Source organism: Mycobacterium sp. 1165196.3 (assembly GCF_001673415.1).
In the GTDB taxonomy this organism is placed as follows: Bacteria; Actinomycetota; Actinomycetes; order Mycobacteriales; family Mycobacteriaceae; genus Mycobacterium; species Mycobacterium europaeum_A.
This window is the reverse complement of record NZ_LZLU01000073.1, coordinates 1-21,600: the sequence shown is the minus strand read 5'-3', so window position 1 is coordinate 21,600 and position 21,600 is coordinate 1. Positions and strand designations below refer to the sequence as shown.

The following is a 21,600-nucleotide window of genomic DNA, read 5'->3' as shown; positions in this document are numbered from 1 at the left end:
CAGACCAGAACCAGCGCAAGGAGATTCACATGAGCGGTCTAGAGCCCACGCCCGAGCAGTTCGCCGCGCTCGCCGCGCGACCGGCCGATGAACCGGTGGTGATGGTCAACCTGCTCAAGTTCAAACCCGAGGGCGGGCTGCAGAGCTACCTGCAATACGGCCGGGAAGTGGTTCCCCATCTCGAGCGGGTGGGCGCCACCCTGCGTTATGCCGGGGGAGCACCGTCGGTGGTCATCGGCGATGGCGAACACCCTTGGTGGGACGCGATTCTCATCGTCGAATATCCGGCCCCGCAGGCCTTCATCGACATGGTGACGACCCCGGAGTATGCGAAGGTGCACGAGCATCGCGCCGCCGGCCTGGACCGCGGAGACCTGATCGCGACCTCGACATGGACGATGGCCTCCGAGTGAGCTGACGCGTCCGATCGCGCTACGCCTTTCCGGATCAGGCCGAAATGGGTCTAATGGGTGGATGGAACTGATAAAGCCCACCGACGCGATCTTCCTGCTGGGAGAATCTCGCGAACATCCCATGCACGTCGGAGGCTTGCAGTTGTTCGAGCCCCCGCCGGGCGCCGGCCGCGGCTTCGTTCGCGACCTCTATAAGAGCCTGGTCGCTCAGCGGGATTTCCAGCCCACGTTTCGCAAACATCCCGCGAGCTTCGTCGGCGGCATCGCCAGCCTGGGCTGGTCGTACGACGACGACGTCGACATCGACTACCACGTCCGGCGTTCGGCGCTGCCGTCGCCCAAACGCGTCCGCGAATTGCTCGAACTCACGTCGCGGTGGCATAGCAGCCTGCTGGACCGGCACCGCCCGCTGTGGGAGACCCACATCATCGAAGGTCTGAAAGACGGCCGGTTCGCTATCTACACGAAGGTCCACCACGCGCTGATCGACGGTGTCTCGGCCCAGAAGCTGATGCAGCGCGCGCTGTCGACCGACCCCGACGACCTCGAGATCCGCGCCCCGTGGGGACTGCGCAAACCCAAGCGCAAATCCGGCCCGTCATCTCCATTGCGCTCACTCGCCCGGACCGCGGGATCCGTTGCGGCACTGGCACCCTCGACGCTGGGTCTGGCGCGTGCCGCGCTGCTGGAGCAGCAGCTGACGTTGCCCTTCGGGGCGCCGAAGACCATGTTGAACGTCAAGATCGGCGGCGCTCGCCGCTGCGCCGCGCAGTCCTGGTCGCTGGACCGCATCAAAACCGTGAAGAAGGCCGCGGGGGTCACGGTGAACGACGTCGTGTTGGCCATGTGCTCGGGCGCCCTGCGCTACTACCTGCTCGAGCAGGACGCGCTACCCGACACGCCGCTGATCGCGATGGTCCCGGTGAGCCTGCGCACCGACGAGGAGGCCGACACCGGTGGCAATTTGGTCGGGGCCATTCTGTGCAACCTCGCGACCGACACCGACGACCCGGCGCAACGTCTGCTGACCATCAGCGAGTCGATGCGCAGCAACAAGAAGGTGTTCTCGCAGTTGCCGCGGCTTCAGGCACTGGCGCTGTCCGCCGTCAATACGTCGGCGCTGGCGTTGGCGGCGGTTCCGGGCTGGGTGACATCGACGTCACCCCCGTTCAACATCATCATTTCCAACGTGCCGGGGCCGACGCAGCCGATCTACTACGGGGGCGCCCGGCTCGACGGCAACTACCCGCTGTCCATCGCGCTGGACGGCCAAGCGCTGAACATCACCCTGGCCAACAACGCCGGGAATCTGGACTTCGGTCTGGTGGGATGCCGGCGCAGTGTGCCGCACCTGCAACGCCTGCTCGCGCATCTGGAGTCCTCCCTGAAGGACCTGGAACGCGCTGTCGGAGCGTAGGATTCGATGGCGAAGCTGAGCGCGGGTGTGATGCTGTTTCGGATCCGCGATGGCGTCGTCGAGGTGTTGCTCGCGCATCCGGGCGGACCGTTCTGGGTCCGCAAGGACGACGGCGCATGGTCGATCCCGAAAGGGGAGTACACCGACGGGGAGGAGCCCTGGGTGGCCGCGCAGCGCGAGTTCACCGAGGAGCTGGGTCTGCCGGTGCCACCCGGACCGCGCGTCGACCTCGGTCAGCTGAAACAGTCTGGCGGCAAGGTAGTGACCGCTTTCGCCGTCGGCAGCGACCTCGACATCACCGATGCGCGCAGCAACACTTTTGAACTGGAATGGCCGAAAGGATCGGGCAAGCTGCGCGAGTTCCCCGAGGTCGACCGCGTGGGATGGTTCGCGATGGCAACCGCGCGGACCAAACTATTGAAGGGCCAGCACGGCTTTCTCGACCGGTTGATGGCGGACCCGGGCGTGGCCGGACTGTCCGAGGGAGCCTGACATGCAAACGTTGCGAACACCCGACGACCGGTTCGACGGGCTGCCCGAGTTCCCCTACCCGCCAAGGTATTGCGAGGTGCCCGACGACGAAGGCGGCGTACTGCGCGTGGCGTGGGTTCAGGACGGCCCGGACAGCGCCGACCCGATTCTCATGCTGCACGGCGAACCGTCGTGGTCGTACCTGTACCGCAAGATGATTCCGATTCTGGCCGCCGCCGGCCATCGCGTGATCTGCCCCGACCTCGTCGGGTTCGGCCGCTCGGACAAGCCGACCCGCCGCGAAGACCACAGCTACGCGCGCCATGTCGAGTGGATGCGGGCGACGGCCTTCGATGTGCTTGACCTTCGCAACGTCACCCTGGTGGGTCAGGACTGGGGCGGGTTGATCGGATTGCGGCTCGCCGCGGAGCATCCGGAACGTTTTGCCCGGGTGGTCGTCGCCAACACCGGGCTGCCCAACGGCGAGCAGCCCATGGCCGATGTTTGGTGGCGCTTCCGCGAAGCCATCACCTCGGCTCCGACGCTGGATGTCGGCGCGTTCGTCGCGGGCGGTTGTCGCACGCGGCTGAGCGAGCGGGTGCGGGCCGGTTATGACGCGCCGTTCCCCACTGACGACTACTGCGCGGGGCCACGCGCCATGCCCGGCCTGGTACCAACGTCGCCGGACGATCCCGCCGCGGCGGCGAACAAGTCCGCGTGGGCCAGGCTGTCGACGAGCGCGACACCCATGCTGGTCGCGTTCAGCGACAGCGACCCGATCACCGGGCCGATGGCCGCGATCTTTCAGCGAGAGATGCGCGGCGCGCAGGGAATCGATCATCCGGTGATCCGGGGCGCCGGGCATTTCTTGCAGGAGGACGCCGGAGAGGAACTGGCCGGCCACATCGCGGAGTTCTTGCGCCGCTGAGTTGGGCGCTGCCGGGCGGCGGGCACAATGTCAGCATGACGACCGCGCCGACCGAGTCCACCAGACCCGACGAATTGTTGGTGCGGCTGCTGGACCCGGCGGTCCGGGCCGACCCCTACCCGCTGTTCGCGCAGTTTCGCGAACGGGGAGCGTTCGCCTTGCCGGAGGGCAACCTCGCGGTGTTCGCGAACTACCGCGACTGCGACGACGCGTTGCGCCACCCGTCATCGAGCAACGACCGGCTCAAGTCGACCGCCGCCCGCGCACAGATCGAGGCGCAGACCCAGCAGCTGCTCGAGGCGGGTGCCGAGGCGCCGCCGCAGACGCCGCCGGGGTTCTTGTTCCTGGACCCGCCGGACCACACGCGGCTGCGCAAACTGGTCAGCAAGGCCTTCGCGCCGAAGGTGGTGAGCGCGCTGCAACCCGACATCAGCACGCTGATAGACGGCTTGCTGGACCGGATCGCCGAAAAGGGGCGGTTCGAGGTGGTCGAGGACCTCGCCTACCCGCTGCCGGTGGCGGTCATCTGCCGATTGCTCGGCGTACCGCTCGAGGACGAACCGCATTTCAGCCGGGTGTCCGCGCTACTGGCCCAATCGCTGGACCCGTTCGTCGCCTTCACCGGAACGCCGTCGGACAACCTCAAGGAGCGGATGGATGCCGGAATGTGGTTGCGCGCCTACCTGCACGGCCTGATCGACCGGCGACGCTCGCGCCCCGGTGACGACCTGATGTCGGGTCTGATCGCCGTGGAAGAGTCGGGCGACCAGCTGACCGAGGAGGAGATCGTGTCCACCTGCGTCCTATTGCTGGTCGCCGGTCACGAGACCACCGTGAACCTGATCGGCAACGCCGTCCTGGCGATGCTGCGCCAACCGCCGCAATGGATCGCCCTCGGCGCCGACGCCAACCGCGCCCCGGCGGTCATCGAGGAGACGCTGCGCTACGACCCGCCGGTGCAGATGATCGCCCGAACTGCGGCCGACGACATGGCAATTGGGGGCATCGAGGTGCCCGCCGGCGACATCATGATGCTGCTGACCGCCGCCGCCCAGCGCGACCCCGCCGAATACGACCGTCCCGACGTCTTCGACCCGGATCGAAAAGCCATGCGGCACCTGGGGTTCGGTCGTGGAGCACATTACTGCCTGGGCGCGCCGCTGGCCCGGCTGGAAGCCGGTGTGGCGCTGTCGGCGGTGACGGCGCGTTTCCCGAACGCCCGGTTGGACGGCGAGCCGCGGTACAAGACCAACGTCACGTTGCGCGGGCTGTCGCAGCTGATGGTCGCGGTCTAATCCCGCTCCCACGGCGGGCTTTCGTCCATCTTCTTGTAGTACTTCGCCAAGTGGCTCTTGATCCGATCGACATCGGCCGTGGGCACGTCGATACCGCCCCGCGCGCCGTCCATGATGGCGCCGGCCGCCATCACGCCGCGTGGCACGGCTTTGAGGTCGCCGTCGATGACGTCGGCGATCAGCAGCTTGTAGGCGGTGAAATTGTCCTTTTTGTCGCCGTCGTACCAGACGTGGGCGTCGCGGTACTTCTGGTTCGGACCGTCCTGGGCATCGGCCCACTTACGCACCCGCTTCTCGGCCGCGTCACCGTCCCACTTGCGGTCACGATCGGCCAACGGCAGATCTTGAAAGGCTGTGACTGACATGGTGGCCGCGTGCCCGCTGTAGTCGGGGCTTAAACGAGACCAAAACCGCTTACCCAAGCGGTAGCGTCGTGACGGGAGGCAACCATGAAGCGCAGCATCGTTGGTGGAACGGCTGCCCTGCTGACGGCCGCAGGGCTGATTGCCTCGGCGCCGCCCGCCGGCGCCGGCTGCCAGTACGGCGGACCCGTTCTCAGCAAGTGCGACGGCCCCGTCCAGCCCGACGGCACCTGGCAACGTTGCGTCGCGGTCACCCGCCTGGTTCCCAATGGCGCCAGTTCCTACCTCGTGCCCGACAATCACTGCGGCCTGATGGGTCCCGGCCAGCAGCCCTCGGATTTCACCTTCGCCGATCCACCGACGCACATCGACTGAGCCGGGAACATGGTTTGGGCGGCCGTGATTTGTCGTACCCGGTTGCGATGATGGCGTCATGTCCCCGACCGCGACTGCCGCCAGCGTCGAAGCGTCCCCGAAGGAACGTCTCGAGGAGCTCTTTGACGAACTGGCGGAGCTGACCGGTCAGCGCAACGCGATTGATGGGCGCGTCGTGGAGATCGTGGCCGAGATTGACCGCGACGAGTTGTGCGGGATGACCGGGGCGCGGTCGGTGCCGGCGTTGGTGGCTTGGAAGATGGGGTGTTCGTCGGGGAATGCGCGCACGATCGCCACGATTGCGAGCCGGCTTGAGGAGTTTCCGCGCTGCGCTCAGGGCATGCGGGAGGGCCGGCTGTCGCTGGACCAGGTTGGGGTGATCGCGGCGCGGGCTGGCGAGGGTTCTGATGACCACTACGCAGAGCTCGCCGCGGTGGCCACGGTGAACCAGTTGCGTACCGCGGTCAAGCTCGAACCGCGGCCCGACCCCGAACCGCAGCGCGAGCCCGAACGCTCGATCACCACGACCAGCACCGAGCACGGCAGCTGTTACCGGATCACGCTTCCGCCCCCCGATGCGGCGAAGTTCGACGCGGCGTTGGCGTCGCATCGTGAGGCGCTGATCGCCGAGTGGAAACACGATCAGGCCACCGGCGCGGGTGATCAGCGGCCGCCGGTGCCGGGCACGGTCGAGGCGTTCATGCGGCTGGTGCAGGCCGGGTGGGACGCCGAGGCGGCGCGGCGCCCGCACGGGCAGCACACCACCGTGGTGGTGCACCTCGACGTGGAAAAACCCACCGCGGCGCTGCATCTGGGTCCGCTGCTTACCGATGCCGACCGCCGCTACCTCACTTGTGATGCCACTGGTGAGGTCTGGTTCGAACGCCGCGGCGAGGTCATCGGTGCCGGGCGCGCGACGCGGGTGATCAACCGGCGGCTGCGCCGCGCGCTGGAGTATCGCGACCGCACCTGTGTGGTGCCGGGTTGTGGTGCCACCCGCGGTCTGCACGCCCATCACCTGCGGCACTGGGAAGACGGCGGCCCCACCGAGTTGGCCAACCTGGTGCTGCTCTGTCCCTACCATCACCGGTCACATCATCGCGGTGTCATCACCATCAGCGGGCCCGCACACGCACTCGTGGTCCGCGACGACGAAGGCCAAGTACTGAGCCCGGGATCGCTGGCGCGCCCACCCACGGGGCCCCCGCCCGCGGTGGCGCCGTGTCCGGGACCGATCGGCGAACGCGCCGACTGGTGGTGGTACACACCCTTCCAACCCCAACCACCACCGACAACCAACTAGCGGCGGTACCGGTCACTACCGGCAACGCCTTGAAGCTCAAAGATGTTGCGGCATCCAATAACCGAACATGCCCGGCCGCCTACCGCGTCGTCCGTGCGGTGCCCGACACCCGCAAAACCTATAGCGGCGGCAGCTGCCCCTTGGCTATCAGCGTCTGCAGCTCGACGTACTCGTGCAGCCCCTCCGGCCCGAACTCGCGGCCGATGCCGGATTGCTTGAAGCCGCCGAAGGGTGCGCCGATGTCCAAGGTGTACATGTTGATGCCGTAGGTCCCGGTGCGGACCGCAGCCGCGACCTGCAGGCCATGCTCGATGTCGGCGGTCCACACCGAACCGGCCAAGCCGTAATCGGTTTCGTTGGCGATGCGGATCGCGTCGTCCTCGTCGCGGTAGCGCAGCACGGTCAGCACCGGACCGAAAATCTCCTCCCGGGCGATGCGCATGTCGTTGGTGGCGTCGGCGAACAACGTCGGCTGCACGTACCAGCCGCGCTCGGACGGGCTCTGCTCGCCACCGAGCACGACGCGAGCGCCCTCGCTGCGGCCGGACTTGATGTAGTCCTGGACGCGGCGCTGTTGCCGTTGCGCGACAAGGGGTCCGATGTCCGTCGACTCGTCGGCCGGGTCGCCGACCTTGAGCGCCGACATCATGCCGGCCAGCGCGTCGACGACCTCGTCGTGCTTGCGGTCGCTCACCAGAATCCGGGTCTGCGCCACGCACGCCTGGCCGTTGTTCATCAGGCCCGCGGACTTCAGTCCGGCCACCGTCTTGTCGATGTCGGCGTCGTCGAGGATGATGGCCGCGGACTTGCCGCCCAGCTCCAAACTGACCCGCTTCAGCTGCTCGCCGCACAGCGCGGCGATCCGGCGCCCGACGGCGCTGGAACCGGTGAACGCGATCTTGTCCACGCCGGGATGGCGCACCAGCGCCTCACCGATCTCCGGACCGCCGGGCAGCACCGACACCACGCCGTCGGGCAACCCGATCTGCTCGATCATCTCGGCCAACCACAAGGCGTCCAACGGGGTTTCGGGAGCGGGCTTGATGATGACCGTGCAGCCCGCGATCAGCGCCGGGATCAGCTTGGGCATGATCAGAAACTGCGGTACATTCCACGGCACGATCGCCCCGACCACTCCGACCGGAGCTCTGCGCAGGTGCACCTCGCCGAGCACGCCCTGGCGGCGTTCCTGCCACGGGAACTCGCGGGCGGCGGCCAGCGACAGGTGCATCAGCGCCGCCGCGGCCGCACCCTGGCCCATCCGGCTGAAGCTGCGCGGCGACCCCATCTCGTCGGTGATGAGATCGGCCATCTCGTCGGCGTGGCCGGCATAGATTCCGGCGAGCTGTTCGACCTTGGCCATCCGTTCGGCATGGCTCAGCCGTGGCCACGGACCGTGATCGAACGCGTACCGTGCGGCCGCGACGGCCGCCTCGACGTCCTCGGGGCCGGCGACTTGGACGTGCCCGACCGGCTCCTCCGAGTGCGGCGAGATCACCGCGAGCTGCTGGGGATTAGCCGGCTTGCGCCACTGGCCCCCAATGAACACCTCGTTATAGGAGCGATGGCCGGAAGTCTCTGTCATCGGGGCACTTCCTCAGGGGATCGGACCGCGACCGCAATTTCGCTATTCACGCTAACATAGCGAAAAAAGCAGCGAGGCCCGATATGACCAGCGATTGGCGCAGTTACCCGTTTCAGTTGGTGCCCGGCGACGACCAGTTGGAGTTTCCCGCCGCGGAAGGCGAACATGCCGACCAGGAATCGGACACCTGGTTCATCGCCGGCCAGCTCGACGCCGCCGAGACCGATCGATCGTTTGCCTTCCTGACCATCTTCAACAAGAACCGGCCCGGGGGCACGGTGGTCGCGGACTTCTACACGCTGGCGCTGTTCGACCTCGACACCGGCGACTACGGCACCTTCACGGACTACGACATGCCGCCGGCCAATATGGAGCCGGGGGCCCAGCCCAAGCTGACGATGGCGTCGGGCCACCTCGACATCAACTATCACAGCGGCGCGGGTACCGCGTCGTGGACGACCAGTCGTAACGGCGATGGCGAACTGTTGCCCTACACGTACCGCGTGAGCCTGGTCGGAACGGATCAGTCCGGCCGGCCCATGCGACTGGATCTGGCCGTATCACCAACGCGCGCACCGACACCGGTGGGTGCGTCGACGTACAACGGAAAGATCGTCTGCTTCGGTCAAAGCGACACCTATTCCTATTTCCAGACCGGAATGGCGATGACCGGCACCTTGCGCTGGGGGGACGTGGTGGCGCAGGTGTCCGGCACCAGCGGGCACGTCGACAGGCAGTGGTTCCCGAAGTACGCCGGCGGAGGTGGATCCGGGGGAGACCCGCGGGCCAGGTCGCACGAATGGCGCACGATCAACTTCGACAACGGCGTCGACCTGAGCATCTGGCGCCAGTTCGACCGCACAGATGGCAATGCGCTGCAACCGTTTACCGGAATCACGACAAGCCACCCAGACCCCACGATCGCGCCGCAATGCGCCGAAGACATCGAGGTCACGGTCAGCAGCTACGTGCGATGGCCGGAGGCCATGCGACCGCTGGTGCGACCACTCGCCCCGGCGCGGTATATGCCGGATCGGCACCGGATCACCTGTCCCACACTGCAATTAGATCTCGTTGGCGAGCCGCTGGTGTCCGCCCCGGCGCACGGGCTGCCGATCGAATACATGGAAGGCCCCTACCGCTACCGTGGGACCATGTGGGGAGAACCGGTGACGGGCTTCGCGTTCAACGAACGCTCGCTGGCGCTATACCGGGATTGGGAACTCGTCGAGGTGCTGTCCACCACTGTCGCGAACCTGACACCGCCGGAGCCCCGACTGCAGAGGATGGTGGATCAGCTGGTACCCCTGGTGGCCGCCGGGCGCCGCAAGGACGCCGTTGAGCTGCTGTTCAGCTCGGCGCCCGTCGAAAACGACGCGCTGGCAAAGCTTCTCGACGATCTTATCGCGGTGCTGTCAGTCGACGGCGGCTGAGCGCAAAAGCGCGCGGGCCCACGTGATGTGGCGATGCTGCAAACCCGGCTCGTTGCGGCCGAACACCAGGTGATCGCGGACTCCGGACTCCAGATTGGCTTGCAGCCGCTCGACCAGCCGGTAGTCCTCGTCGCGCACGGTGGCATGTGCATATTCGAAGATGGCCTGAGCCCCGGCGGCCACCGCCTCGTCGGAGAGGTCCTGCGGAGTTGCGTTCTGGTGCACGGTGATTGACCTGCCGGGCCGGTCGCCGGGGTAGACGCGGAACAGCTCACCGTTGGCGATGGTCACCGACAGCACGATGTTGGGGAACAGCGCATAGATCACCACCATGTTGTGGAACGGATTCCACTGATCCTCCGGCACGTCCTCGAGCTCGAGGATGGTGTTGAGCGGGAAGATCAACCGGTGGTGCGGCCCGTAGGAGTCGAACAGCGTGCAGTTGCTGCGCGCAACGGTGGCGAAGGTCTGTTGATGGACGGTGGCGAAATGGTAGTTCTCGGCGAATGTGTCGATGGCCAGTTTCCAGTTGATCGCGGAGTCCAGCACCTTCTCGCCCAGCGGCGACCAGCGCCCGATGCCCCAGGAGTCCAGTTCCTCGGCGAGCGGGCCCAGGTGTGCGGCCACATCCAATGTCGCCCCGGGATCCAGTGCCACCCAGAGGAATCCAGCGAACTCGGTGGCCGGGAGTTCGGTCAGGCCGTCGGACTTGACGGTCACTTCCGGGAACCCCTCACGCCCCGGAAGTGCCACCAAGTGCCCGGTGTTGTCGTACGTCCAGGCGTGGTAGGGGCAGGTGAACCGCTTGGCGATGCCGCATCCCGTCGCCACCTGTGACTGACGGTGCAGACACACGTTGTCGAACGCCTTGACCGATCCCTCGGAGGTTCTGGTCAGCAGGACGGACCGCCCCATCACCGTCTTGGTGCAATACGCGCCGGGGACGGGAAGTTCCGAGACATAGCCGACCAGTTGAGGACTGGCGAGCAGCATGGCGCGATCCCGGTCGTGTCGCTCGACACCCGTGTAGTCCCGCGCGTCGACGGTGTGCTGGCCGGGTGCGAGGTCGGTCGTCTTGTCCCGCGCCAACTTCAACGCGCGCCGGGTCAGGTCGATCAGCTGACCGTGTTGCATCCGCCCAGTACAGACCTTGTAACAGTTGTAAGGTCAAGGAGTGGCTGAGCAGTTGCTGATCGGCGACGTCACGGCCTTGACCGGCATCGCTTCCGGCCGTATTCGCCATTACGAGAAAATTGGGTTGCTGCGCGCAGAACATCTGTCCAACGGCTACCGCGTTTTCGGCGTCGAGCAGGTTCTCGATTTGTTGCGCATCGACCTGATGCGAAGCCTCGGTGTCGGTATCAACGACATCGCCCGGCTGATGGAGGGCGGACACAGCACGCTGGCCGGCCTGCTCGACCAGCACCGTACGCTGCTGATCCAGGAACGTGAGCGGCTCGACCAACTGATCCGGGCCATCGACGAATCCTGCGCCGCCACCCAGTGTTCCGGCGCCGACCTCAACGAGCACATCCTGCACCGGTTGGCGACGACGCACCGCGACAGCATTGGCGTGATCGGACGGCTCAGCGCGCCGCTGTCGGCGCCCGTCGCCGCGATGTACGCGGACCTGTTCGACGAGTGGGAGCTACCGGTTCCCGCCTTGTTCGGGCAAATGGTGCTGCCGAACGCGGCCAGCACGTTGCTGTCGCGACTGGCCGAGACGCCGGGCCACGAGGTGCTGTTCGGTCGGTTGCGCAACCTGGCCGCCGACGTGATCGCGCTGGGCGACGACGAGTCGGCGGCGGCGGAGCTTGCGCGCCGTTGGATCGACGAGCAGCTGACCGACCCGCTGCCCGACGACGTGGTCGGCGTGCTGCGGGGAGTGCAACCGCTCTTGGAGCACGACCCGGTGATCGTGCAGGGGTTCCGCGCCTGGGCGGCATCGATCAGCCCGGCGGCAGCGCTGTTCATCGAGGAGATCGCCCAGCAGACCGCTCGTCGCGGACTGGAGGCGGTGAGCGTCATCGTGCTGCCCGCGCCCTGATCCATTCAAACGAACGATGCGGCACTGTGATGCACATGTGACTCGTGTGATCAATGTGTCACATGGGGTCTATGTCGTACCCTGTGGCTTGTGTCCTCCGTTTCGCGACGTGACCTGCTCAAATTCGCGGCCGCAACCCCCGCCCTGCTGGGCCTGGGCGCTGCGGGCGCATCGCTGAGCGCCGCACCGGCGTCTGGCTCGCTGGGCACCCTGCTGGACTACGCGGCCGGCGTCATTCCGGCCAGCCAGATCAGGGCCGCGGGCGCGGTGGGGGCGATCCGGTATGTCTCGGACCGCCGCCCCGGCGGCAATTGGATGCTCGGCAAGCCGATCCAGGTCGCCGAAGCGCATGACCTCAACAGCAATGGCCTCAAAATCGTGTCCTGCTACCAGTACGGCAAGGCCAGCACCGCGGACTGGCTGGGCGGTGCCAGCGCGGGTCTGCAGCACGCGCAGCGCGGGATGCAGCTGCACGCCGCGGCCGGTGGGCCCGCCAGCGCACCCATTTACGCCTCGATCGACGACGATCCCTCCTACGAGCAGTACAAGAGCCAGGTGGCGCCGTACCTGCGGTCGTGGGAGTCGGTGATCGGTCATCAGCGCACAGGCGTGTACGCCAATTCGAAAACGATCGACTGGGCGCTGCACGACGGATTGGGCTCTTACTTCTGGCAGCACAACTGGGGTTCACCCAAGGGGTACGCTCACCCGGCGGCCAACCTGCACCAGGTTGAAATCGACAAACGCAGCGTCGGCGGCGTCGGCGTGGACATCAACGAGATCCTCAAGCCCCAATTCGGGCAGTGGGCCTAGTCTCCGATCCCGCCGTCCGGCCCGGCCCGGACGCCGACTCTTAAAGTTTCCAGCAAACACTCGTTCGCTCGTTTTCCCGACGGGTGCGCGCGGCCATCGGCCGTCCGATGCCGCCGAGGGCGCCGCGACGGCACTCCGCGGCGCAAAATTTTTATGTAACGATTCGATAACAAGACTGCTTTGATCTGCGCAGTTGTAGCTACTCGACCGTAACCACCTGCACGCAGCGGGTTTGTGAATCGGGTCCGCGCTGTCGGTGAAACCGCGTGTTACCCAGGACACGGTTACCCATGCGTAGAACTCACCAGTAACCAATCAGCACGCGAAACAAGCGCCGATCCTTATGACACTCTTAGTACAGCCGATGGAGTCCGTCGCGCCGCCGTGCACCACTCGGGCGGTCCGCCGACAACACACCGGCCAGCCGTTTCCCGGCTAGTGATTCGACGCTGAACCACGCCGCATCGACGCCAAGCCCGCCAGGCGGTGGTGATCGCCAGGCGACGAGACCTAAAGACGCATACAGGGGAGACAGACAAGGTGACGATCCACGAGCACGACCGGGTGTCCGCTGACCGCGACGGCCAAGGCAAGGCCCCACACGCCGGGGACACCCACGCCCTTGTCGACCGCCTGACGGCCGGCGAGCCCTACGCGGTCGCATTCGGTGGCCAGGGCAGCGCGTGGCTGGAGACCCTCGAAGAGCTGGTGTCGTCGGCCGGTATCGAGTCCGACCTGGCAACGCTGGTCGGCGAGGTGAACCTGGTCCTCGAGCCGGTGGCCAAGGAGCTCGTCGTGGTCCGCCCGATCGGCTTCGAGCCGCTGACCTGGGTGCGTGCCCTGGCGGCCGAAGATCCGGTCCCCTCGGACAAGCACCTGACCTCGGCCGCGGTGTCGATACCGGGCGTGCTGCTCACCCAGATCGCGGCCGTGCGCGCGCTGGCGCGCCAAGGGATGGACCTCAAGGCGACGCCCCCGGTGGCCGTGGCCGGACATTCCCAGGGCGTGCTCGCCGTCGAGGCGCTCAAGGCCGGGGGCGCGCGCGACGTCGAGCTGCTGGCGTTGGCCCAGCTGATCGGCGCGGCCGGGACCCTGGTGGCCCGCCGGCGCGGCATCTCGGTCCTCGGCGACCGCCCGCCGATGGTGTCGGTCACCAACGCCGATCCCGACCGCATCGGCCGGCTGCTCGACGAGTTCGCGCAGGACGTGCGCACCGTTCTGCCGCCCGTCCTGTCCATCCGCAACGGCCGCCGTTCGGTCGTCATCACCGGCACCCCGGAACAGTTGTCCCGCTTCGAGCTGTACTGCCAGCAGATCTCGGAGAAGGAAGAGGCCGACCGGAAGAACAAGCTGCGCGGCGGCGACGTCTTCGCGCCGGTCTTCGATCCGGTGCAGGTCGAGGTGGGCTTCCACACGCCCCGGCTGGCCGACGGCATCGACATCGTCGGCGGCTGGGCCGAGAAGGTCGGCCTGGACGTCGAGCTGGCCCGCCAGCTCACCGAGTCGATCCTGGTGCGTCCAGTCGACTGGGTGGAGGAGATCAGCCGGGTCAACGACGCGGGCGCTCGCTGGATTCTTGACCTGGGCCCCGGCGACATCCTGACCCGGTTGACCGCGCCGGTGATCCGCGGCCTGGGCGTGGGCATCGTGCCGGCCGCCACCCGCGGTGGTCAGCGCAACCTGTTCACCGTCGGGGCCGTCCCCGAGGTGGCGCGGGCGTGGTCGAGCTACGCCCCGACGCTGGTTCGCCTGCCCGACGGGCGGGTCAAGCTCTCGACGAAATTCACCCGGCTGACCGGCCGTTCGCCGATCCTGCTGGCCGGCATGACCCCGACCACCGTGGACGCCAAGATCGTGGCCGCCGCGGCCAACGCCGGTCACTGGGCCGAGCTGGCCGGTGGCGGGCAGGTCACCGAGGAGATCTTCGCCGACCGCGTCGAGCAGCTGGCCGGGCTGCTCGAGGACGGCCGCACCTACCAGTTCAACGCGCTGTTCCTGGACCCGTACCTGTGGAAGTTGCAGGTCGGCGGCAAGCGGCTGGTGCAAAAGGCGCGGCAGTCCGGCGCGGCCATCGACGGCCTGGTCATCAGCGCCGGCATCCCGGATCTGGAGGAGGCCGTCGAGCTGATCGAGGAGCTCGGCGAGGTCGGCATCAGTCACGTCGTCTTCAAGCCCGGCACCGTCGAGCAGATCCGCTCGGTGATCCGCATCGCGACCGAGGTGTCCACCAAGCCGGTGATCGCGCACATCGAGGGCGGGCGCGCCGGTGGTCACCACTCCTGGGAAGACCTCGACGACCTGCTGTTGGCGACCTACTCGGAATTGCGGTCGCGCCCCAACATCACCGTCTGCGTCGGCGGCGGCATCGGCACGCCCGAGCGGGCGGCCGAATACCTGTCCGGGCGCTGGGCGCAGGCGTACGGCTTCCCGCTGATGCCCATCGACGGCATCCTGGTCGGCACCGCGGCGATGGCCGCCAAGGAGGCGACCACCTCGCCGTCGGTCAAGCGCATGCTGGTCGAAACCCAGGGCACCGACCAGTGGATCGGCGCCGGGAAAGCCTCGGGCGGAATGGCATCCAGCCGCAGCCAGCTCGGCGCGGACATCCACGAGATCGACAACAGCGCCTCGCGGTGCGGCCGGCTGCTCGACGAGGTCGCCGGTGACGCGGACGCCGTCGCGGAGCGTCGCGACGAGATCATCGCCGCGATGGCCAACACCGCCAAGCCGTACTTCGGCGATGTCGGTGAGATGACCTACCTGCAATGGCTGCAGCGCTACGTCGAATTGGCCATCGGCGACGGCGATTCCACCGCCGACACCGCCTCGCCGGGCAGCCCGTGGCTGGCCGACACCTGGCGCGACCGTTTCCAGCAGATGCTGCAACGCGCCGAGGCGCGGTTGGCCCCACAGGATTTCGGCCCCATCGAGACGCTGTACAACGACGAGGCCCTGCTGGAGAACCCCGGGGCGGCGATTGACCTGCTGCTCGACCGCTACCCCGACGCCGAGACGGTCCAGCTGCACCCGGCCGACGTGCCGTTCTTCGTCACCCTGTGCAAGACGCCGGGCAAGCCGGTCAACTTCGTGCCGGTGATCGACAAGGACGTGCGGCGTTGGTGGCGCAGCGACTCGCTCTGGCAGGCGCACGACGCCCGCTACGACGCCGACCAGGTCTGCATCATCCCGGGCACCGCGGCCGTCGCCGGCATCACCCGGATGGACGAGCCCATCGGTGAGCTACTGGACCGCTTCGAGCAGGCGGCCATCGACGAGGCGCTCGCCGCCGGACTGGAGCCCAAGGCCGTCACGTCACGCCGGACCGGTCGCGCCGACGTCACCGGGCCGCTGGCCGTCGTGCTGGACGCCCCCGACGTCCAGTGGGCCGGTCGCACCGCGACCAACCCGGTGCATCGCATCGCCGACCCCGCCGAGTGGCTGGTGCACGACGGACCCGAGAGCCGCCGCGCCACCCATTCGTCCACCGGGGCGCGGCTGCAGGTCGAAGGCGACCGCGTCGTCCTCAGTGTGCCCGTCTCGGGCACCTGGATCGACATCCCATTCACGTTGCCGCCCAACACCGTTGACGGCGCCACCCCGGTGGTCTCTACCGAGGACGCCGCCACGGCCATGCGGGCGGTGCTGGCCATCGCGGCGGGCGTCGACGGCCCGGACTTCTTGCCCGCGGTGACCGACGGCACGGCCACCGTCACCGTCGACTGGGACCCCGAGCGGGTCGCCGACCACACCGGTGTCACGGCAACCTTCGGAGAACCGTTGGCGCCCAGCCTCACCACCGTGCCCGACGCGCTCGTCGGGCCATGCTGGCCGGCCGTCTTCTCGGCGATCGGCTCGGCCGTCACCGATGCCGGCGTCCCGGTCGTCGAGGGCCTGCTGAGCCTGGTGCACCTGGATCACGCCGCCCACATGGTTGGCAGCCTGCCGAAGGTCCGGTCCCAATTGACCATCGCCGCAACGGCTTCGGCGGCCATCGACACGGACATGGGACGCGTGGTCCCCGTCTCGGTGACCATCGCCGACACCGACGGTCAGGTGATCGCCACCCTTGCCGAGCGTTTCGCCATCCTGGGCCGCACCGGCGCCGCCGAACTGGCCGACCCGACCCGTGCGGGTGGTGCGGTCTCGCTGAACGCGACCGACACCCCGCGTCGACGCCGCCGCGACGTCTCCATCACCGCTCCGGTCGACATGCGTCCGTTCGCGGTGGTCTCCGGTGACCACAACCCCATTCACACCGACCGGGCCGCCGCGCTGCTGGCCGGCCTGGAATCGCCGATCGTGCACGGCATGTGGCTGTCGGCCGCCGCCCAGCACGCGGTGACCGCCACCGATGGCCAGGCCCGCCCGCCGGCGCGGCTGATCGGCTGGACCGCCCGCTTCCTGGGCATGGTGCGCCCCGGCGACGAGGTCGCGTTCCGCGTCGACCGCGTCGGAATCGACCAGGGCGCCGAGGTTTTGGAGGTCGCCGCCAAGGTCGGATCGGATCTGGTGATGTCGGCGACAGCCCGCCTGGCGGCCCCGCACACCGTCTACGCCTTCCCCGGCCAGGGCATTCAGCACAAGGGCATGGGCATGGACGTGCGGGCCCGGTCCAAGGCCGCCCGCAAGGTGTGGGACAAGGCCGACAAGTTCACCCGCGAGACCCTCGGCTTCTCGGTGCTGCACGTGGTCCGGGACAACCCGACCAGCATCATCGCCAGCGGTGTGCACTACAACCACCCCGAGGGCGTGCTGTACCTGACGCAGTTCACCCAGGTCGCGATGGCCACGGTGGCCGCCGCGCAGGTCGCCGAGATGCGCGAGCAGGGCGCCTTCGTGGAGGGCGCGATCGCCTGCGGCCACTCCGTCGGTGAATACACCGCGCTGGCCTGCGTGACGGGCATCTACGAGCTGGAAGCCTTGCTGGAGACCGTGTTTCATCGCGGCTCGAAGATGCACGACATCGTGCCGCGCGACGAGCTGGGCCGGTCCAACTATCGGCTGGCGGCGATCCGGCCGTCGCAGATCGACCTGCCCGACGACGAGGTGCCGGGTTTTGTCGCGGAAATCGCCGAGCGCACGGGCGAGTTCCTGGAGATCGTCAACTTCAACCTGCGCGGTTCCCAGTACGCGATCGCCGGCACGGTGCGCGGCCTGGAAGCGCTCGAGGAAGAGGTGGAGCGGCGCCGCGAGATCACCGGCGGCAAGCGCTCATTCATCTTGGTGCCCGGCATCGACGTGCCCTTCCACTCGCGCGTGCTGCGGGTCGGTGTGGCGGAGTTCCGGCGGTCACTGGACCGGGTCATGCCGCGCGACAAGGATCCCGACGTCATCATCGGCCGGTACATCCCGAACCTGGTGCCGCGTCCGTTCACCCTGGACCGCGACTTCATCCAGGAGATCCGCGACCTGGTGCCGGCCGAGCCGCTCGACCCGATCCTCGCCGACTACGACACCTGGCTCGCCGAGCGCCGCATCGAGATGGCCCGCATCGTCCTGATCGAGCTGCTGGCATGGCAGTTCGCCAGCCCGGTGCGCTGGATCGAAACCCAGGACCTGCTGTTCACCGAGGAGGCCGCTGGCGGTCTCGGTGTGGAGCGGTTCGTCGAGATCGGGGTGAAGTCCGCGCCGACCGTCGCGGGCCTGGCCACCAACACCCTCAAGCTGCCCGAATACGCCCACAGCACAGTCGAAGTGCTCAACGCCGAGCGTGACGCCGCGGTGCTGTTCGCCACCGACACCGACCCCGAGCCGGAGCCGGAGGACGAGCCGGCGGCGGATGATTCCGCCGCATCCGCGGCGGAGGCGGCGCCCCTGCCTAATGTCGCCCCCGCCGTCGCTCCGGCTGGCGCCGGAGCGGCGTCGGGTGCTCGGCCGGACGACATCGGGTTCGATGCCGCCGACGCCACGCTGGCGCTGATCGCGCTGTCGGCCAAGATGCGCATCGACCAGATCGAGGAGCTGGACTCCATCGAATCGATCACCGACGGCGCGTCGTCGCGACGCAACCAGCTGCTGGTGGACCTGGGCTCGGAGCTGAACCTGGGCGCCATCGACGGCGCCGCCGAAGCCGACCTGGCCGGGCTGCGCGCGCAGGTCACCAAGCTGGCTCGCACCTACAAGCCTTACGGCCCAGTGCTTTCCGACGCCATCAACGATCAGTTGCGCACGGTGCTGGGACCCTCGGGTAAGCGGCCCGCCGCCATCGCCGAGCGGGTCAAGAAGACCTGGGAGCTCGGCGAGGGTTGGGCCAAGCACGTCACCGTGGAGGTCGCGCTGGGAACCCGCGAGGGCACCAGTGTCCGGGGTGGCGCCATGGGCCACCTGCACGAGGGTGCACTGGCCGACGCCGCCTCCGTCGACAAGGTGATCGACGCCGCGGTGGCATCCGTCGCCGCGCGGCGCGGTATCGCGGTGGCGCTGCCGTCTTCGGGCGGTGGCGGCGGCGGTGCGACCATCGACGCCGCCGCGCTGGGCGAATTCACCGAGCAGATCACCGGCCGCGACGGCGTGCTGGCCTCGGCGGCGCGCCTGGTGCTCAACCAGCTGGGCCTCGACGACCCGGTCAGCGCGTCGCCCGCGGCCACCGACGCCGAGCTCATCGACCTGGTGACCGCCGAACTCGGCGCCGACTGGCCGCGGCTGGTGGCACCGGTGTTCGATCCGAAGAAGGCCGTGCTGTTCGACGACCGGTGGGCCAGCGCGCGCGAGGACCTGGTCAAGCTGTGGCTGACCGACGAGGGCGACATCGATGCCCGGTGGGTGGAACTGTCCGAAAGGTTCGAGGGCGCAGGCCATGTCGTGGCCACCCAGGCCACCTGGTGGCAGGGCAAGGCCCTGTCCGCGGGTCGTCAGATCCATGCGTCGTTGTACGGCCGCATCGCGGCCGGGGCCGAGAACCCGGACCCGGGCCCGTACAGCAGCGAAGTCGCCGTGGTGACGGGCGCGTCCAAGGGTTCGATCGCCGCATCGGTCGTCGGGCGCTTGCTCGACGGCGGAGCCACCGTCATCGCCACCACGTCCAAGCTCGACGACGAGCGGCTGGCGTTCTACCGCGGGCTCTACCGTGACCACGCCCGGTATGGCGCGGCGCTGTGGGTGGTGGCGGCCAACATGGCGTCCTACTCCGACATCGACGCGCTGGTCGAATGGGTGGGCACCGAGCAGACCGAAAGCCTTGGGCCGCAGTCGATTCACATCAAGGACGCCCAGACCCCGACGCTGCTGTTCCCGTTTGCCGCACCGCGGGTCGCCGGCGACCTGTCCGAGGCCGGCTCTCGCTCCGAGATGGAGATGAAGGTGCTGCTGTGGGCGGTGCAGCGCCTCATCGGTGGGCTGTCGAAGATCGGCGCCGAGCGCGACATCGCGTCCCGGCTGCACGTCGTGCTGCCGGGCTCACCGAACCGCGGAATGTTCGGCGGCGACGGCGCTTACGGCGAGGCCAAGTCGGCGCTGGACGCCTTGGTGAGTCGTTGGCACGCCGAGTCGTCCTGGGCGGCCCGGGTCAGCCTGGCGCACGCGCTGATCGGGTGGACCCGCGGCACCGGGCTGATGGGCCACAACGACGCGATCGTGGACGCGGTCGAGGAGGCCGGCGTCACCACTTACTCGACCGACGAGATGGCGGCAATGCTGCTGTCCCTCTGCGACGTCGAGTCGAAGGTGGCCGCGGCGGGTGCGCCGATCAAGGCGGACCTGACCGGTGGGTTGGGCGAGGCCAACCTCGACATGGCCGAGCTGGCCGCCAAGGCCCGCGAGCAGGCCACATCGGCATCGGACGACGCGGCCGACGAGGCCGCCGCCGAGGGCACCATCGCCGCGCTGCCGTCACCGCCGCGTGGCTTCACCCCGGCGCCGCCTCCGGAATGGGCGGACCTCGACGTCGACCCGGCCGACCTGGTGGTCATCGTCGGTGGCGCGGAGCTTGGGCCCTACGGCTCGTCGCGGACCCGCTTCGAGATGGAGGTCGACAACGAGCTGTCGGCGGCCGGCGTCCTGGAGCTGGCCTGGACCACCGGCCTGATCCGGTGGGAGGACGACCCCCAACCCGGTTGGTACGACACGCAATCCGGTGACCTGGTCGACGAGTCCGAGTTGGTCGAGCGCTATCACGACGCCGTCGTGGAGCGTTGCGGCATCCGGGAATTCGTCGACGACGGCGCGATCGACCCCGATCACGCCTCGCCGCTGCTGGTGTCGGTGTTCCTGGACAAGGACTTCGCGTTCGTGGTGTCCTCGGAGGCCGACGCGCGCGCGTTCGTCGAGTTCGATCCCGAACACACGATCATCCGGCCGGTGCCCGACTCCAGCGACTGGCAGGTGATCCGCAAGGCGGGCACCGAGATTCGGGTGCCGCGCAAGACCAAGCTGTCGCGAACCGTCGGCGCGCAGATTCCCACCGGGTTCGACCCGACCGTCTTCGGCATCAGCCAGGACATGGCCAGCTCCACCGACCGGGTGGCGCTGTGGAACATCGTCGCGACCGTCGACGCGTTCCTGTCCTCGGGATTCACCCCGGCCGAGCTGATGCGGTGGGTGCACCCGGGCCTGGTGGCCAGCACGCAGGGCACCGGCATGGGCGGCATGACGTCGATGCAGACGATGTATCACGGCAACCTGCTCGGCCGGAACAAGCCAAACGACATCCTGCAAGAAGTTCTGCCGAATGTCGTTGCCGCACACGTCATTCAGAGTTACGTAGGCAGCTACGGCGCGATGATCCACCCGGTGGGCGCCTGCGCGACCGCGGCGGTGTCGGTCGAGGAGGGCGTCGACAAGATCCGGCTCGGCAAGGCCGAGCTGGTGGTCGCCGGTGGATTCGACGACCTGACGCTGGAAGCCATCATCGGCTTCGGTGACATGGCGGCCACCGCCGACACTTCCATGATGCGCGGCCGCGGCATCCACGACTCGAAGTTCTCCCGGCCCAACGATCGTCGCCGGCTGGGATTCCTCGAGGCGCAGGGCGGTGGCACCATCCTGCTGGCGCGCGGCGACCTGGCGCTGAAGATGGGTCTGCCGGTGCTGGCCGTGGTGGCCTACGCGCAGTCGTTCGCCGACGGCGTGCACACCTCGATCCCTGCGCCAGGGCTGGGCGCGCTGGGTGCCGGTCGCGGCGGGAAGGATTCGGCGCTGGCGCGGTCGCTGGCCAAGCTCGG

At 68.2% G+C, this 21,600-nt stretch carries 14 protein-coding genes; 11 read left to right on the top strand and 3 right to left on the bottom strand.

All coding sequences use genetic code 11. From position 1 onward, the window contains the following. The first annotated feature begins 29 nt into the window (after positions 1-29). The 5 genes from A5659_RS07410 to A5659_RS07390 all read left to right on the top strand — a co-directional run bounded on the left by A5659_RS07410 (position 30) and on the right by A5659_RS07390 (position 4,524). Positions 30-413, top strand: coding sequence for a DUF1330 domain-containing protein (locus A5659_RS07410; protein WP_067180115.1), 384 nt, complete (start codon positions 30-32; stop codon positions 411-413). A 61-nt stretch (positions 414-474) separates the two neighbouring features. Further along, positions 475-1,830 (top strand): wax ester/triacylglycerol synthase family O-acyltransferase, encoded by a 1,356-nt coding sequence (locus A5659_RS07405; protein WP_067180112.1) that lies wholly within the window; start codon positions 475-477, stop codon positions 1,828-1,830. Between the two features lie 6 nt (positions 1,831-1,836). Beyond that, on the top strand, positions 1,837-2,322 hold the full coding sequence (locus A5659_RS07400; protein ID WP_066868836.1) for an NUDIX domain-containing protein: 486 nt from the start codon (positions 1,837-1,839) through the stop codon (positions 2,320-2,322). Position 2,323: 1 nt separating this feature from the next. Then, positions 2,324-3,229 carry a haloalkane dehalogenase gene (locus A5659_RS07395; protein WP_067180109.1) on the top strand — a complete coding sequence of 302 codons (906 nt, stop codon included), beginning with the start codon at positions 2,324-2,326 and terminating at the stop codon, positions 3,227-3,229. Between the two features lie 35 nt (positions 3,230-3,264). Then, on the top strand, positions 3,265-4,524 hold the full coding sequence (locus A5659_RS07390) for a cytochrome P450 (RefSeq protein ID WP_067143741.1): 1,260 nt from the start codon (positions 3,265-3,267) through the stop codon (positions 4,522-4,524). Here the strand turns inward: A5659_RS07390 and A5659_RS07385 are convergent. Then, positions 4,521-4,889, bottom strand: a complete 369-nt coding sequence (locus tag A5659_RS07385) for a hypothetical protein (protein WP_066868847.1) — start codon at positions 4,887-4,889, stop codon at positions 4,521-4,523. The two genes, A5659_RS07390 and A5659_RS07385, sit on opposite strands and share 4 nt — an antisense overlap. 84 nt (positions 4,890-4,973) lie before the next feature. On the opposite strand from A5659_RS07385, the gene A5659_RS07380 reads away from it, so the two are divergent. Further along, positions 4,974-5,261 (top strand): hypothetical protein, encoded by a 288-nt coding sequence (locus A5659_RS07380; RefSeq protein ID WP_066868849.1) that lies wholly within the window; start codon positions 4,974-4,976, stop codon positions 5,259-5,261. 58 nt (positions 5,262-5,319) lie between these two features. Beyond that, a complete protein-coding gene (locus A5659_RS07375; RefSeq protein WP_067180105.1) occupies positions 5,320-6,564 on the top strand; it encodes an HNH endonuclease signature motif containing protein in 1,245 nt (414 codons plus the stop codon). Positions 6,565-6,682: 118 nt separating this feature from the next. Here A5659_RS07375 and A5659_RS07370 read toward each other — a convergent pair whose 3' ends face one another. Next, complete coding sequence (locus tag A5659_RS07370; RefSeq protein WP_067180103.1) at positions 6,683-8,149, bottom strand: aldehyde dehydrogenase; 1,467 nt, start codon at positions 8,147-8,149, stop codon at positions 6,683-6,685. An 83-nt stretch (positions 8,150-8,232) separates the two neighbouring features. Between A5659_RS07370 and A5659_RS07365 the strand changes: the two genes are divergently transcribed. Beyond that, positions 8,233-9,582: a secreted hydrolase gene (locus tag A5659_RS07365; RefSeq protein ID WP_067180100.1), complete on the top strand. Its 1,350-nt coding sequence runs from the start codon at positions 8,233-8,235 to the stop codon at positions 9,580-9,582. On the opposite strand, the gene A5659_RS07360 is transcribed toward A5659_RS07365, so the two are convergent. Continuing rightward, positions 9,565-10,716: an aromatic ring-hydroxylating dioxygenase subunit alpha gene (locus A5659_RS07360; protein ID WP_067180097.1), complete on the bottom strand. Its 1,152-nt coding sequence runs from the start codon at positions 10,714-10,716 to the stop codon at positions 9,565-9,567. The two genes, A5659_RS07365 and A5659_RS07360, sit on opposite strands and share 18 nt — an antisense overlap. A gap of 40 nt (positions 10,717-10,756) precedes the next feature. Here A5659_RS07360 and A5659_RS07355 point away from each other — a divergent pair, with 40 nt between their 5' ends. The 3 genes from A5659_RS07355 to A5659_RS07345 form a co-directional block, all read left to right on the top strand. Continuing rightward, positions 10,757-11,629 carry a MerR family transcriptional regulator gene (locus tag A5659_RS07355; protein WP_067180094.1) on the top strand — a complete coding sequence of 291 codons (873 nt, stop codon included), beginning with the start codon at positions 10,757-10,759 and terminating at the stop codon, positions 11,627-11,629. 90 nt (positions 11,630-11,719) lie between these two features. Then, on the top strand, positions 11,720-12,442 hold the full coding sequence (locus A5659_RS07350) for a DUF1906 domain-containing protein (protein ID WP_067021136.1): 723 nt from the start codon (positions 11,720-11,722) through the stop codon (positions 12,440-12,442). 540 nt (positions 12,443-12,982) lie between these two features. After that, a partial coding sequence (locus A5659_RS07345; protein WP_067180091.1) for a fatty acid synthase subunit beta domain-containing protein occupies positions 12,983-21,600 on the top strand: 8,618 nt, incomplete at its 3' end.

Excerpts from the sequence above, each read along its gene's own strand:
- A5659_RS07410 (WP_067180115.1), top strand. The coding sequence starts at position 30 with ATGAGCGGTCTAGAGCCCACGCCCGAGCAGTTCGCCGCGCTCGCCGCG.
- A5659_RS07405 (WP_067180112.1), top strand. The coding sequence starts at position 475 with ATGGAACTGATAAAGCCCACCGACGCGATCTTCCTGCTGGGAGAATCT.
- A5659_RS07400 (WP_066868836.1), top strand. The coding sequence starts at position 1,837 with ATGGCGAAGCTGAGCGCGGGTGTGATGCTGTTTCGGATCCGCGATGGC.
- A5659_RS07395 (WP_067180109.1), top strand. The coding sequence starts at position 2,324 with ATGCAAACGTTGCGAACACCCGACGACCGGTTCGACGGGCTGCCCGAG.
- A5659_RS07390 (WP_067143741.1), top strand. The coding sequence starts at position 3,265 with ATGACGACCGCGCCGACCGAGTCCACCAGACCCGACGAATTGTTGGTG.
- A5659_RS07385 (WP_066868847.1), bottom strand. The coding sequence starts at position 4,889 with ATGTCAGTCACAGCCTTTCAAGATCTGCCGTTGGCCGATCGTGACCGC.
- A5659_RS07380 (WP_066868849.1), top strand. The coding sequence starts at position 4,974 with ATGAAGCGCAGCATCGTTGGTGGAACGGCTGCCCTGCTGACGGCCGCA.
- A5659_RS07375 (WP_067180105.1), top strand. The coding sequence starts at position 5,320 with ATGTCCCCGACCGCGACTGCCGCCAGCGTCGAAGCGTCCCCGAAGGAA.
- A5659_RS07370 (WP_067180103.1), bottom strand. The coding sequence starts at position 8,149 with ATGACAGAGACTTCCGGCCATCGCTCCTATAACGAGGTGTTCATTGGG.
- A5659_RS07365 (WP_067180100.1), top strand. The coding sequence starts at position 8,233 with ATGACCAGCGATTGGCGCAGTTACCCGTTTCAGTTGGTGCCCGGCGAC.
- A5659_RS07360 (WP_067180097.1), bottom strand. The coding sequence starts at position 10,716 with ATGCAACACGGTCAGCTGATCGACCTGACCCGGCGCGCGTTGAAGTTG.